The organism is Qipengyuania sp. YIM B01966, assembly GCF_016461955.1.
Lineage (GTDB): Bacteria > Pseudomonadota > Alphaproteobacteria > Sphingomonadales > Sphingomonadaceae > QFOP01.
In genome coordinates this window covers 100,992-114,326 of sequence record NZ_JADMNM010000004.1, presented here as the reverse complement: position 1 = coordinate 114,326, position 13,335 = coordinate 100,992, and the positions used below count along the sequence as shown (strand labels likewise).

The window sequence follows — 13,335 nt, the reverse complement described above, 5'->3', positions numbered from 1 at the left end:
ATCCCCCCATGAGCAATGCGACACGCGAGGAACGGCTGGCGGCCAAGCTGCGCGAGAACCTGCGCCGCCGCAAGGCGCAGGCCCGCGCGTTTGATGCAACTGGGGAAGAAGCCGGCGTAGGGGCGCCCGCCGATCCCGCCACCGCCCTTCCCAAAGCCGCGCCGGACAGCTAACCGCGCGTGCTCCCGCCTCGAACGGCCGGCCATAGACGGAGCCTTGACCTTGCCCGACCTGATCCTCGTCCGCCACGGCCAGAGTGCCTGGAACCTGGAAAACCGCTTTACCGGCTGGTGGGATGTCGATCTGACCGACAAGGGCGTGGCCGAGGCGAAGGCTGCTGGTCAATTGCTGAAGGATAAGGGCGTGCTGCCCGATATCGCCTTCACCTCGCTCCAGACCCGCGCGATTAAGACGCTGCATTATGCGCTGGAAGAATGCGGCCGTCTGTGGATTCCCGAAATCAAGGACTGGCGGCTGAATGAACGCCATTATGGCGGGCTGACCGGGCTCGACAAGCAGCAGACCCGCGACCGGCATGGCGATGACCAGGTGCATATCTGGCGCCGCAGTTTCGACACCCCGCCGCCCGCGCTGGAAGCGGGCAGCGCGTATGATCTCAGCGCCGATCCGCGCTATGCCGGGGTGGCGGTACCTGCGGCTGAAAGCCTCAAGCTGACGATCGAGCGCGTGCTGCCTTATTGGGAGGCGGCGATCCGCCCGGCATTGGGCGAAGGGCGCACGGTGATCGTCTCGGCCCACGGCAATTCGCTGCGCGCGCTGGTGAAGCATCTGTCGGGCATTTCGGACGAAGCGATTGCCGAGCTGGAAATCCCTACCGGGCAGCCGATCCTCTACCGGTTCGACGCGGCGCTGGTGCCGGGCGAGCGGGTCTATCTCAAGGATCTCTGACGTGCCGCCCCAGCCCGCGCCCAAGGTCGCTATCGTCATGGGCAGCCAGTCCGACTGGCCGACCATGCAGCGCGCTGGCGCCATGCTCGACGCGCTGGGGGTGGCTTACGAGGCGCGGATCGTCTCGGCCCACCGCACGCCTGACCGGATGTATGCCTTTGCGCGCGAGGCGGAAGGCGCGGGCCTTGCGGTCATCATCGCCGGTGCGGGCGGGGCGGCGCATCTGCCGGGAATGCTCTCGGCGCTGACCCATCTGCCGGTGCTGGGCGTGCCGGTGCAGTCCAAGGCTTTGTCGGGGCAGGACAGCCTGCTCTCGATCGTCCAGATGCCCGCCGGTGTGCCCACCGCGACCTTCGCCATTGGCGAAGCGGGGGCGGCCAATGCGGGGCTGTTTGCCGCCGCGATCCTGGCGCTCGGCGATCCGGCGCTGGCTGGGCGGCTGAAGGCCTGGCGCGCGGCGCAGACGGGCGCGGTAGCCGAACGGCCAGCCTGACCCGCGATGCTCTCACCCGGCAGCACGATCGGCATCCTGGGCGGCGGGCAGCTTGGCCGGATGCTGGCGCTGGCCGCCGCGCCGCTCGGCTATCGCTGCCATATCTATACGCCCGAGGGCGATAGCGTCGCCGCCGAAGTGGCCGCAAGCTGCACCGTGGCACCGTGGGACGACTGCGAAAAGCTGGCGGCGTTTGCGGCCGAGTGCGAAATCATCACGCTGGAATTCGAGAATGTGCCCGCCGCGCCGCTCGCGCCGTTTGAGGCCAAGCTCGCCCCGCATCCCCGCGCGCTGACCGTGGCGCAGGACCGGCTGAACGAAAAAGCGTTCGTCGCCGATCTGGGCGGCCAGCCCGCGCCGTGGGCGGCGGTCGACGATGCCGAGGATCTTGCCGCCGCGCTCGAGCGGATCGGCGCGCCGGGCATCCTCAAGACCCGGCGCGAGGGCTATGACGGCAAGGGGCAATGGCGCATCGCCAGCGCGCATGAGGCAGACGGATTGCGCCTGCCCGATCAGCCGGCGATCTATGAAGGCCTGGTCCGGTTCGCGCATGAATTTTCGGTCATTCTGGTGCGCGGGCGCGATGGCGCGGTGCGGTTCTGGGACAGCGCCGAGAACCACCATCAGGACGGCATCCTTGCCACCTCGCGCCTGCCGGCGGCGCCGCTGATCGTCGAGCAGGTGCCCGCTGCGCGCGAGCTGGCGGCCAAGGTTGCCGCCGCGCTCGGCTATGTCGGGGTGCTGACGCTCGAGTTCTTTGCCACCGATTACGGGCCGGTGTTCAACGAAATGGCCCCGCGGGTGCACAATTCGGGGCACTGGACGATCGAGGGTGCGGTCACCAGCCAGTTCGAAAACCACATCCGCGCGATCTGCGGCCTGCCGCTGGGTGATACGACAACCACCGCGCGCGCCGTCGTGATGACCAATCTGATCGGCCCGGCCGCCCTTGACGCGCAAGTCGTGCTGGCAGAGCCGGGCGCGCATCTGCATCTCTACGGCAAGCACGAGGCGCGCGAGGGGCGCAAGATGGGCCATGTGACGCGGATCACGCTGGCATGAGTGCCCCCGCCGCCAACGCGCCGCGTGGTGTGTTCCTGATCTATGCCCGCGCCGCCAATGGTGTGATCGGCGCCGATGGCACGCTGCCGTGGCATATCCCGGCCGACCTCGCCCATTTCAAGCGGCTGACGATGGGCCACCCGATGGTGATGGGCCGCCGCACCTTCGAATCGCTTCCCGGCCTGTTGCCGGGCCGGCCACATATCGTATTGACCCGCGATCCCGAGTGGCAGGCCGAGGGGGTCGAGACGGCCGCCAGCCTGCCCGCCGCGCTGGCGCTTGCCGCCGGCCATGCGGCTGATGGCCCGATTGCGGTGATCGGCGGGGCAGGCGTGTTCACCGCCGCCCTGCCCCTGGCCGAGCGGGTCGAACTGACTGAGATCCACCGCGACTACATTGGCGATGTGACCATGCCCGCACTGGGCGCTCAATGGCAGGAAACGGCGCGCGCGGATCGTCCCGCCAGGGGGGCGCAGCCCGCGTTTTCCTTCGTCACGCTGGTGCGGCGATGAAGCGCGCGGCATGGATCATCCTCGGCTTGCTGCTCGCCGCATTGGCCGGGTTCTTCGCATTCGGCCCCCGCATTGCCGAGCACCCAATGAACAGGATCGACGGGCTGCCTCTGATCCCGGTCAGCGAGCGGGCGAGGGCGCTTCACGCCACGCTGACCATCGTCGACCTCCATTCCGATACGCTGATGTGGCAGCGCAGCCTGCTGTCCGACCGGGTGAGCGGCCATATGGACCTGCCGCGTCTGAAGGATGGCAATGTCACGCTGCAGGTGTTCTCCAGCGTGACCAAGACCCCGAGGGGCATGAATTATGACGGCAATAGCGGCGATACCGACAACATCACCCCGCTGGTGATCGGCCAGTTGCAGCCGCCGCGCACCTGGACCTCGCTGCTCGAACGCTCGCTGTGGCACGCCGAGAAGTTGCGCCGGGCGATGGCCGGCTCGAACAACCAGTTGCTGCCGGTCGTCAAGCCGGACGACATCGACGCCCTGGCGGGTCGGCGGGCGATCAAGGGCAATGGGATCGGCGCGCTGCTAAGCATCGAGGGGCTGCACAATCTCGAGGGCGATCCGGCCAATCTCGACCGGCTGCACGCCGCCGGCTTCCGCATGGCCGGCTTCACGCATTTCTTCGACACCGACCTTGCCGGCTCAATGCATGGCGAGCGGCGCTATGGCCTGACCCCCAAAGGGCGGCAGGTGCTGGCGCGGATGGAGCAGCTGGGGATGATCGTCGACATCGCCCATTGCAGCCATCCATGCGTTGCCGACATTCTCGCCGCCGCGCGCCGCCCGGTCGTCTCCAGCCATGGCGGGGTGCAGGCAACCTGCAAGGTCAATCGCAACCTCAGCGATGAGGAAATCCGCGGCGTTGCGGCGACGGGCGGGGTCATCGGTGTCGGCTATTGGGAAGGCGCGGTGTGCGGCACCAGCCCGCGCGATACGGCGCGCGCGATGCGCCATATCCGCGATCTGGTCGGCATCGATCATGTCGCGCTGGGGAGCGATTATGACGGGGCAATCACCGCGCGTTTCGATACCAGCCAGCTAACCCAAGTGACGCAGGCCCTGCTCGATGAAGGGTTCAGCGAAGCGGACATCCGCCAGGCAATGGGGCTGAACGCGCTGCGGGTGATCCGCGCCGGGATCGCACCGCTATGAGGTGGCTCGACCACCGCGAGCCGCTGCCCGAACCCTTGCGCGGGGCGATCATCGCACTGGGCAATTTCGACGGCTTTCACCTCGGCCATCAGGCAGTCGCGGGCGAGGCGATCGCCTGGGCACGAGCCGAAGGGCGCCCCGCGATCATCGCCACCTTCGACCCGCACCCGGTGCGATATTTCCAGCCCGATGCGGCCCCGTTCACGCTGACGACGCTGGAACAGCGCCAGGAACTCTATCTCGCCGCTGGGGCGAGCGCGATGCTGGTGCTGCATTTCGACGCCGCGCTCGCCGGGACCACGGCCGAGGATTTCGTCAGCCAGCTGATGCACCGCCATCTAGGCGTGGCCGGGATCGTTACCGGCGAGGATTTCACTTTCGGCAAGGGGCGCGCGGGCAACCGGCAGGTGCTCGCCGATCTGGCATCGCAAAACGGCATCGCCACCCGCGCGGTGGCCCCGGTGATGGATTGCGGTGCGCCGATCTCGTCGAGTCGCATCCGCCAGGCACTGCGCGACGGCGACCCGGTGGAGGCCGCACGGCTGCTGACGCGGCCCTATGCGGTGCGCGGGATCGTGGTCCATGGCGACAAGCGCGGGCGGACCATCGGCTATCCCACCGCCAATCTCGAGCTCGAGGATTATCTGCGCCCGCATTACGGGATCTACGCCGTTACGGGCACGGTGCTCGCCACCCGGCAGCAGCTGGCGGGCGCGGCGAATATCGGCATCCGCCCCAGCTTCGACCCGCCGCGCGAGTTGCTCGAACCCTTTTTCTTCGACTTTGCGGGCGACCTTTACGGGCAGGAAATCGAGATCGCCTTCCGCCACTTCCTGCGGTCCGAGGCGAAGTTCGACACGCTGGAGGCGCTGACCCGGCAGATGGATGCCGATTGCGCCGAAGCGCGCCGGCTGCTGGCGTCAGCCTAGCTCGCGCACCAGCGCCAGCACCTCAGCCGAGAATTCAGGGCGGCAGATCAGCAGATCGGGCAGCGACACATCGCGCTGGTTGTAGATAAGCGGCGACCCGTCGATCCGCGAACAATGGAGGCCATGCGCCGCCGCGACCGCTACGGGCGCGCAATTGTCCCATTCATATTGCCCGCCCGAATGAAGGTAGATGTCCGCTTCGCCGCGGACGACCGCCATCGCCTTGGCCCCGGCGCTGCCCATCGGCACCAGTTCGGCGCCCAGCCGCTCGGCCACCGCGACTGCTTCGGCCGCAGGGCGCGTGCGGCTGACCAGCATGCGCGGCGGCCCGCCATGCGGCGGCGGCAAGGGCGTTACCGGAGCGCTCGCCAGCACCAGCCCGCCCAGCCCCGGAAGCGCCACGGCGCCGGTCTGCGCGGTGCCGTCAACCGCCAGCCCGACATGGACTGCCCAGTCGCTGCGCCCCTCGCCATATTCGCGCGTCCCGTCGAGCGGGTCGATGATCCACACGCGTTGCTGCGCCAGCCGGGTGCCGTCATCGGCGCTCTCTTCCGACAGCACCGCATCATCGGGCCGGGCGGTGGCGAGCGCATCGAGCAGCAGCGCATTGGCCTGCCGGTCACCTTCCGCGCCCAGCGCCTTGCCGGAAAACTCGCCCCGTTCGCGCAGCGCCAGCAGCAGCCGCCCTGCCTCGCCCGCCAGCCGCGCGGCCAGTGCGGCGTCGCTCTCTGCCCCGCTCATGCCAGCCGGCCCCTCCGGTCGAGCAGATGATCGACGATCAGCGCGGCAGCCTCGTCGGCGCTCATCGCGGTGGTGTCGATGCGGATTTCCGGCCGCTCGGGTTCCTCATATGGGCTGTCGATCCCGGTGAAATTCTTCAATTCCCCGATGCGCGCCTTGGCATAGAGGCCCTTCTCGTCGCGCGCTTCGGCGACGGCCAGCGGCGTGTCGATATGGACCTCGATGAAATCGCCTTCGGGGATCAGCGCTCGGACCATGTCGCGTTCGGCGCGGAACGGGCTGATGAAGGCGGTTATGACGATGAGGCCGGCATCGGCCATCAGCCGGGCCACTTCGCCCACGCGGCGGATATTCTCGATCCGGTCGGCTTCGGTGAAGCCCAGATCCTTGTTGAGCCCGTGACGGACATTGTCGCCATCGAGCAGATAGGTATGCCGGTTCATCCGGAACAGCCGCTTGTCGACCAGATTGGCGATCGTCGATTTGCCCGAGCCGGACAGGCCGGTGAACCACAGTACGGCCGGGCGCTGGTTCTTCATCGCCGCACGCTGGCCCGGCGCGATATCGACCGCCTGCCAGTGGACATTCTGCGCCCGCCGCAGGCTGAAATGAATCATCCCGGCAGCGACGGTCGCATTGGTCAGCTTGTCGATCAGGATGAACCCGCCCAGCGTGCGGCTGTCGGCATAGGGTTCGAAGGTGATCGGCCGCTCGGTCGTCACTTCGGCAACGCCGATCGCGTTGAGGCCGAGTGTCTTGGCGGCAAGATGGTCGAGCGTGTTGACGTCGATCTCGTATTTCGGCTCGGCAATGGTTGCGGTCACGGTCTGCGTCGCCAGCTTCAGCCAGTAACCGCGCCCGGGGATCAGCGCGTCGTCGGCCAGCCAGACCAATGTCCCCTCGAACTGATCGGCGCTCTGCGGCGGGTCGTCGGCGCTGGCGATCACATCGCCGCGGCTGCAATCGACCTCGTCCGCCAGCGTCAGCGTCACCGCCTGCCCGGCGACCGCGCTGGGCTGCGCGCCGGCGAAAGTCTCGATGCTGGCGATGGTGCTGGTCTTGCCCGAAGGGACGATCCGCACCCGGTCGCCCGGCTGCGCGGTGCCGGCGGCGATCAGCCCGGCAAAGCCGCGAAAGTCGAGATTGGGGCGGTTGACCCACTGCACCGGCATCCTGAGGGGGCGGCTCTGCGCGGCCTCGCTGGCGAGCGGCAGGCTTTCGAGATGGGCGATGAGGCTGGGCCCGCTATACCACGGCGTGTTGGCGGACGGGGCGGCGGTGATATTGTCGCCGCGAAAGCCCGAGATCGGGATCGCGGTGAACTCGGTAATCCCGATTGCGGCGGCAAAGGCGCGGTAATCGGCAACGATCGCGGCGAAGCTCTCCTCGTCGTAACCGACCAGGTCCATCTTGTTCACCGCCAGCACCATGTGCTGCACGCCGATCAGGTGGGCGAGGAAGGAATGCCGCCGGGTCTGCGTCAGGATTCCCTTGCGCGCATCGACCAGGATCACGGCCGCATCGGCGGTGGACGCGCCGGTGATCATGTTGCGGGTATACTGCTCGTGCCCGGGCGTATCGGCGACGATGAACTTGCGTTTCTCGGTCGCGAAGAAGCGATAGGCAACGTCGATCGTGATGCCCTGTTCGCGCTCGGCGGCGAGCCCGTCGACGAGCAGCGCGAAATCGATCTCCTGCCCATGCGTGCCGATCCGCCGGCTGTCTTCCTCCAGCGCGGCAAGGTGATCTTCGAAGATCATCTTGGAATCATAGAGCAGCCGGCCGATCAGCGTGCTCTTGCCATCATCGACGCTGCCGCAGGTGATGAAGCGCAGCAGGTCCTTGTTCTGGTGCTGGGCGAGATAGGCGCCGATATCCTCGGCAATCAGCCCGTCGGCCTCGTAGGACGGGGTGCCCATCAGAAATACCCCTCCTGCTTCTTCTTCTCCATCGAGGCAGCGCCCTCCTCGCGGTCGATCGCGCGGCCCTGCCGTTCGCTGGTGGTGGTGAGAAGCATTTCGCGCACGACCTCTTCCAGGGTGGCCGCTTCGCTCTCGACGGCGCCGGTGAGCGGGTAGCAGCCGAGCGTGCGGAAGCGGATCGAGCGCATCGTGGGTTCCTCCCCCGCCGCGAGCCGGAAGCGGTCATCATCGACCATCAGCAGCATCCCGTCGCGCTCCACCACGGGGCGCGGGGCGGCGAGATAGAGCGGGACGATCTCGATCCCCTCGGCCATGATATATTGCCAGATGTCGAGCTCGGTCCAGTTGGACAGCGGAAACACCCTGATGCTCTCGCCCTTGCCCTTGCGGGCGTTGTAGAGGTTCCACAATTCGGGCCGCTGGTTCTTCGGATCCCAGCCATGGCTCGCCGAGCGGAACGAGAACACGCGCTCCTTCGCCCGGCTCTTTTCCTCGTCCCGCCGCGCGCCGCCGAATGCCGCATCGAACCCGTAATGGTCGAGCCCCTGCTTCAGCCCCTGCGTCTTCCACATATCGGTGTGGAGCGCGCCGTGATCGAACGGGTTGATGCCGCGTTCGGCCGCTTCGGGATTGTGCCAGACCAGCAATTCCATCCCCGCCGCCTTGGCCGCGTGATCGCGAAGATCGTACATCGCCCGGAATTTCCAGGTAGTATCGACGTGTAGCAGCGGGAAGGGCGGCGGCGCGGGGTGAAATGCCTTGCGCGCCAGATGCAGCATGACGGCCGAATCCTTGCCCACCGAATAGAGCATCACCGGTCGCTGCGCTTCGGCCACCACCTCTCGCATGATGTGGATGCTTTCAGCTTCCAGCCGTTCGAGATGTGTCAGCCGAACCGTCATGCGCCCTCCGTCCGTGGGGCGTTATCTGGGCGGGGGGTTTGGGTAAATCGAGGAAATCAACGCTCTGCTAAAGGTTGTCCATCGACCGGCGCTCTTCGGCTTCCAGCCGCGACAATGCCTGGCGGATCGCCCCGATCAGCGCCGTGCGGCTGAACGGTTTGCCGACGACGCGGTCATTTTCGTCGCGATATTCGATTTCCCGCGGATTGGTTGCGGTTACATAGATGATCGGAATGTCCGCGTCGCGCAGCGCCTTGGCGACGGGTTCGGAGGTCTTGCCATCGCCCAGATTGACATCGAGCAGCGCCAAGTCAGGATTGTCGCGGGCAATCGCCTGAGCCGCTGCCTTGTCCGAGGTGAACGGACCGCTCACCTCGTGCCCCAGCTCTTCGATGTAATCGCTGATCTCGATCCCGACGAGCACTTCATCATCGAGGACGAGGATCCGGGCACGGTCAGTCATTGCTATTGTTCCAGTTCATCACGAAATGCCACTCGAAACCTGCCGGGGCATAGTCGAGGTTCACCCGACCCCCGGTCTCAGCAGTCAAGGCACGGTCAATAATAGTCGAGCCAAAGCCCTTTCTTGTAGGAGGAACGACCATTGGTCCACCACGTTCCACCCAATCTATATGAAGTTCGTCATCGATTATGTCCCAACTAACCGTCACCGTCCCACCGGGCACCGCGAGCGCGCCGTATTTGGTCGCGTTGGTGGCGAGTTCATAAAAAACGAGCGCCATCAGCGTCATCGCCTTTTCGGGCAGCGCAACGGCGGGGCCGTTGGTGATCAGCCGCTCGCCCGCAATCGGGGTCACCGTATCGGAGACCACCCCGGCCAGGCCAATACGTTCGTCGCGTATGCCCAAGAGGCGTGCATGCGCCGTGGCATAGGCACCGACGCGGCCGATTAGCGCATTGGTGACGTCTTCCGGCAATTCGCTCTTGCGGGCGCTTTGCGCGATGATCGACTGCACCACGGCAAAAGCGTTTTTTACACGGTGGTTGAGTTCCCGGATCAGCAATTGCTGCGTCTGCTCCAGTTCCTTCTGGTTCTGCATATCGACCAGCGCGACTGTCGCGCCGATCCGCTCGCCGGTTTCGTCGACAATCTCGCGGCCGATGATCCGCATCCACATCATGGTTCCGTCCCCGCGCTGGTAATTTACGACCAGCTCCGCCTGCGTCTCGCCATCGCGCAGGATGCGGGCGAGCGGGTATTCGTGGCTTTCGACCTGCCGGCCGTCGGCGTGGAACGAGGTCCATTGGTGGTACGAATCATAATCGTCCGAGAACAGCACCGGATGGCGGAGCATTTCTTCGACATGGCTGTTGCCGTAGATGATCCGGCCCTGATGGTCGGCCATGACGACACCGATCGGCACGGTGTCGAGCATCGCGTTATAAACCAGCAGGCGGCGCTCGAGCTCGGCCATCGTCGGACGGGCACGTTCGGTCGTTAGGGCATCCGTAAGCCGGGTAATTTCGGCAACCAGTTCCGCATTGGTTCTGTTGGGCACCCGTTTTCCTTTATGTTCTGATGCTGCGAGCCCGCGCGCGTCAGCGGCGGGAAATTTCCTCGAGCGTCTGGCCGCTGAGCTGGTCGCCCACTTCGAGCGCCACGTCCTTGAGAGCGACCACCCCGGCAAGCTTATCGCCGTCCTGTACATAGAGCCGCCGGAGCTGCCGTTCCTGCATCAGCTGAGTTGCTTGCTGAACGGTACAGTCCAGCGCCACACACACCGGATCGGCCGACATGATTTCGCGCACCGGCTGATCGCCTGAGATCCCCTTGGCAACGGCGCGCACGGCGATGTCGCGATCGGTCACGACGCCCACCACCTTGCCCGCATCGACGATTGGCATTGAACCGAAGTCGCCCTGTTGCATCTGGCTGGCGACTTGTTGGATCGTGTCGTCGCCCTGTGCAGCGACGGGATTGGCGGTCATCACTTCGGAAACAGTGGTCATATTGGTTACCTCTGCATCGTGCCGGCCCGCAGGCGGGGTATGCGCTTCCTACGAATGAAAAGCGCCCGCCGTTCCCGGGCGGGCGCTCGTCATATCACTGTCAGGGCGCACGATTGCTCAGGGCAGGTCGCGGACCTGAGGTTCGCGGTCCCAGTGGCGCTTGGCTCCGACCTGCATGAACTCTTCGGGCATACACACGCCCGCATCTGGTTCGATGTTGGCTTTGGGTAGCAGATGTTCGCGGGTCCCCTTGCAAGCGCCGATGGTCTTGCAATGGTACCAGGCATCGGCAAACCACTGGACAGCGGCCACATCCTTGGCCAGCTTGGCCGCCTGTTCCGGCATCAACATGGCCACCACCGCATCGAACACGACCGACGGTGCACCTTCCAGTTTTTCGTCGGCCTTGAGCGTGCCGCCCTTGACGGGAATACCGCCGACCTTGGGCGCGACCAGCTTCACCATGCCGCCTGCATCTTCGATCTCGCCCTTCAGCTTGGTGATCGCCGACTTGTCCGAGCCTTCGGCGAACAGAATCCCGACGCAGCGGCCTTTCAACATATCCTTCGCGTTTTTCTGAATGGAAAGCGCATCGGAAAGCGGCAGGTCGACAGGCTCGCGCGCCGCTTTGGCCTTGGTCGGCAGATCGATGCCCAATCCGGCAGCGGTGCGCTTGGCGAGATCTTCGTCAATGTTGCGCAAACGCGAGAGTACCCGGACTTGGACGTGTTCGATTGTTACCTTGGACAATTCGAACACCAGCGCCGCGATGAGATGCGCCTGCTCGTTCTCGGTCTGCGACCGGTAGAACAGCCGCGCCTGGCTGTAGTGATCGGCAAAAAGTTCGGCTCGGACGCGGACCTTTTCGCTCGGATCGTTGCGCTCGCCGTTCTCGCGGAACGAGGTAAAGCCGGTTTCCGGGCATTCGCGCGGGCCGCCATCCTCGCCAGCCTCGGCGAGGCTGTTGGGTTCGTAATTCGCCCGCCCCTTGGGCACCAGCGTCTGCATGAGGCCGTCACGCTGGAAGTTATGGAACGGACATTTGGGCGCGTTGATCGGGATCTGGTGGAAGTTGGTCGTGCCAAGGCGAGATTTCTGCGTATCGAGATACGAGAACAGCCGTCCCTGCAGCAGCGGGTCGTTCGAAAAATCGATTCCCGGCACGATATTCGACGGGAGGAAGGCGACCTGTTCGGTTTCCGCGAAGAAATTGTCCGGATTGCGATTGAGCGTCATGCGCCCGACGATCTGAACCGGCACGTCTTCTTCCGGGATGATCTTGGTCGCATCGAGAACGTCGTAAGGCTGCTTGGCCGCAAATTCCTCGTCGAACAGCTGCACGCCAAGGTCCCATTGCGGGAAATTGCCGCTGTCGATCGCTTCCCACAGGTCGCGACGGTGGAAATCCGGGTCGGCGCCCGAAATCTTGACCGCTTCGTCCCAGGTCGTCGAGGCGAGCCCCAGCACCGGCTTCCAGTGAAACTTGACGAAGGTGCCCTCGCCCGCCGCGTTGACGAAGCGGAACGTATGGACGCCGAAACCTTCCATGTTGCGCAAGGTGCGCGGGATTGCCCGGTCGGACATCTGCCACATCACCATGTGCATGGTTTCGGGCATCAGGCTGATGAAATCCCAGAACGTGTCATGCGCGCTCGCCGCCTGGGGGAACATGCGATCGGCTTCGGGTTTCACCGAATGCACCAGGTCGGGGAACTTGATCGCATCCTGGATGAAGAAGGGCGCGATGTTGTTGCCAACAAGATCCCAGTTGCCGGCCTCGGTATAGAGCTTGACGGCAAAGCCGCGAACGTCGCGCGGCGTATCCTTCGAACCCTTGGACCCCGCGACGGTCGAGAAACGGACGAACACCGGGCAGCTATTGCCCACCTTCTGGAACAGCTGGGCCTTGGTCACGGCCGAGAGGTCGGCGGTCACTTCGAACACGCCATGCGCGCCTGAACCGCGCGCGTGGACGATCCGCTCGGGGATGCGCTCATGGTCGAAATGGAAGATTTTTTCACGCAGGACGAAGTCTTCCAGCAGGGTGGGGCCGCGTGCACCCGCCTTCAAGCTGTTCTGATTGTCCGAAATGCGATGACCGAAATTATCGGTGAGATGCGCGATCGAATCGCCATGATCGCTGTCATGCGGAACCTGCTGGTGCGTTTCGCCGGCATTCCCCAGCGCTTCTGCAGGTACCTTGTCGCCAAAACCAGGAGCATGGTGATGAAGCGAGTTATCGAGCGCGGGCTGTTCCGGGCGGGCAGCCTTATCGAGCAAGCGGCCGGCCGGGGGTCCATCGGGCCGCGGAGCAGGGGGCGCGTCAACCTGCAGCTTCGGCGGGTTGACCGGATTAAGTGCGGGCGCGCTGTCGAGGTTCTTCTTACTCATATCATGCTCCATGCTTGAGATCATCAGTGGAGTCCGCTGGCCCGGCAGCGTCGGCGGACGCGTCCTTGTCACGGCTCCAATCGATCGCGGTGCGACCCATGCTCCAGTTTTTCTGAACGCGCGCCTTGGGGTCGGGCGCGCACCAGATCTCGCCATTGGCGTCGAGCGCGGTGACCCACAGCAGGTTGTGTTCGGCCCCATAATCGATCATCGTACTGGCCAGCCCGCCATCTCTACCCTCTACCGTGAGCGGTAGGGAAGGGTTGAGCTGGGCGATCATCGGGCAGGCCTCCTCGGCCAGTATTGCCAGCCTCGCATTCAGAACGTCGCAGCGGGGCAA

The 13,335-nt window shown here is 65.2% G+C and carries 15 protein-coding genes; 7 read left to right on the top strand and 8 right to left on the bottom strand.

All coding sequences use genetic code 11. The features are described from left to right. The first annotated feature begins 8 nt into the window (after positions 1-8). The 7 genes from ILT46_RS06750 to ILT46_RS06720 are packed head-to-tail and all read left to right on the top strand — an operon-like array spanning position 9 to position 5,068. Positions 9-173, top strand: coding sequence for a hypothetical protein (locus ILT46_RS06750; RefSeq protein WP_199503866.1), 165 nt, complete (start codon positions 9-11; stop codon positions 171-173). A 49-nt stretch (positions 174-222) separates the two neighbouring features. Next, entirely contained in the window at positions 223-909 is a 687-nt protein-coding gene (gene gpmA / locus ILT46_RS06745) for a 2,3-diphosphoglycerate-dependent phosphoglycerate mutase (protein WP_199503960.1), read from the top strand. Between the two features lies 1 nt (position 910). Then, a complete protein-coding gene (gene purE / locus ILT46_RS06740; RefSeq protein ID WP_370592366.1) occupies positions 911-1,402 on the top strand; it encodes a 5-(carboxyamino)imidazole ribonucleotide mutase in 492 nt (163 codons plus the stop codon). Between the two features lie 6 nt (positions 1,403-1,408). Continuing rightward, positions 1,409-2,464, top strand: a complete 1,056-nt coding sequence (locus tag ILT46_RS06735; RefSeq protein WP_199503865.1) for a 5-(carboxyamino)imidazole ribonucleotide synthase — start codon at positions 1,409-1,411, stop codon at positions 2,462-2,464. Continuing rightward, positions 2,461-2,976, top strand: a complete 516-nt coding sequence (locus tag ILT46_RS06730) for a dihydrofolate reductase (protein WP_199503864.1) — start codon at positions 2,461-2,463, stop codon at positions 2,974-2,976. The genes ILT46_RS06735 and ILT46_RS06730 overlap by 4 nt, the downstream gene beginning before the upstream one ends. Next, the gene (locus tag ILT46_RS06725) at positions 2,973-4,139 is read left to right on the top strand and encodes a dipeptidase (protein WP_199503863.1); all 1,167 of its coding nucleotides are present in this window, start codon (positions 2,973-2,975) and stop codon (positions 4,137-4,139) included. Before ILT46_RS06730 ends, ILT46_RS06725 begins: the two co-directional genes overlap by 4 nt. Continuing rightward, positions 4,136-5,068 (top strand): bifunctional riboflavin kinase/FAD synthetase, encoded by a 933-nt coding sequence (locus ILT46_RS06720; RefSeq protein ID WP_199503862.1) that lies wholly within the window; start codon positions 4,136-4,138, stop codon positions 5,066-5,068. Before ILT46_RS06725 ends, ILT46_RS06720 begins: the two co-directional genes overlap by 4 nt. Here ILT46_RS06720 and ILT46_RS06715 read toward each other — a convergent pair. The 8 genes from ILT46_RS06715 to ILT46_RS12135 form a co-directional block, all read right to left on the bottom strand. Beyond that, entirely contained in the window at positions 5,060-5,809 is a 750-nt protein-coding gene (locus ILT46_RS06715; protein ID WP_199503861.1) for a 3'(2'),5'-bisphosphate nucleotidase CysQ, read from the bottom strand. The two genes, ILT46_RS06720 and ILT46_RS06715, sit on opposite strands and share 9 nt — an antisense overlap. Continuing rightward, the gene (cysN, locus tag ILT46_RS06710; RefSeq protein ID WP_199503860.1) at positions 5,806-7,728 is read right to left on the bottom strand and encodes a sulfate adenylyltransferase subunit CysN; all 1,923 of its coding nucleotides are present in this window, start codon (positions 7,726-7,728) and stop codon (positions 5,806-5,808) included. The genes ILT46_RS06715 and cysN overlap by 4 nt, the downstream gene beginning before the upstream one ends. Further along, entirely contained in the window at positions 7,728-8,633 is a 906-nt protein-coding gene (cysD, locus tag ILT46_RS06705; RefSeq protein WP_199503859.1) for a sulfate adenylyltransferase subunit CysD, read from the bottom strand. Before cysD ends, cysN begins: the two co-directional genes overlap by 1 nt. A gap of 67 nt (positions 8,634-8,700) precedes the next feature. After that, positions 8,701-9,096 carry a response regulator gene (locus ILT46_RS06700; protein ID WP_199503858.1) on the bottom strand — a complete coding sequence of 132 codons (396 nt, stop codon included), beginning with the start codon at positions 9,094-9,096 and terminating at the stop codon, positions 8,701-8,703. Continuing rightward, positions 9,089-10,153 (bottom strand): HWE histidine kinase domain-containing protein, encoded by a 1,065-nt coding sequence (locus ILT46_RS06695; protein WP_199503857.1) that lies wholly within the window; start codon positions 10,151-10,153, stop codon positions 9,089-9,091. The genes ILT46_RS06700 and ILT46_RS06695 overlap by 8 nt, the downstream gene beginning before the upstream one ends. A gap of 40 nt (positions 10,154-10,193) precedes the next feature. Next, complete coding sequence (locus ILT46_RS06690; RefSeq protein ID WP_199503856.1) at positions 10,194-10,604, bottom strand: CBS domain-containing protein; 411 nt, start codon at positions 10,602-10,604, stop codon at positions 10,194-10,196. 117 nt (positions 10,605-10,721) lie between these two features. Beyond that, positions 10,722-12,995, bottom strand: coding sequence for a catalase (locus ILT46_RS06685; protein ID WP_199503855.1), 2,274 nt, complete (start codon positions 12,993-12,995; stop codon positions 10,722-10,724). Position 12,996: 1 nt separating this feature from the next. Beyond that, positions 12,997-13,335: a hypothetical protein gene (locus tag ILT46_RS12135; RefSeq protein ID WP_233397065.1), complete on the bottom strand. Its 339-nt coding sequence runs from the start codon at positions 13,333-13,335 to the stop codon at positions 12,997-12,999.